General features: G+C 63.5%; 1 protein-coding gene. It reads right to left on the bottom strand.

What is annotated here, in order from left to right; all coding sequences use genetic code 11:
• The coding region (locus MO867_RS23275) for a hypothetical protein (RefSeq protein ID WP_252473533.1) at positions 1–222 on the bottom strand (222 nt) is incomplete at both ends.

Genomic DNA, 222 nt, shown 5'->3' with positions numbered 1-222 from the left:
ACGCCGGCACAGCCAGGCCTGCAGCAGCGCCAGTGGCAGCGCCTGTACCGCCACCAGCATGGCCAGCGACTCACACTTGCCGAAGGACTCTTTCAAATCCTCCATATAGAGCACAGACCGCCCGGCAAACATCGCCTGGGTATCAATGCCCCGCGCTTCAAGGCGTACCAGAAACTGGCGCGCCGTGACTATAGTCTCAAGCCCGGCCTGATCGGCCGCGGC

The sequence above is a fragment of the Microbulbifer okhotskensis genome, assembly GCF_023895975.1.
Lineage (GTDB): Bacteria > Pseudomonadota > Gammaproteobacteria > Pseudomonadales > Cellvibrionaceae > Microbulbifer > Microbulbifer okhotskensis.
The sequence above is the reverse complement of the archived record's forward strand: the minus strand, read 5'-3'. Positions and strand labels throughout refer to the sequence as shown.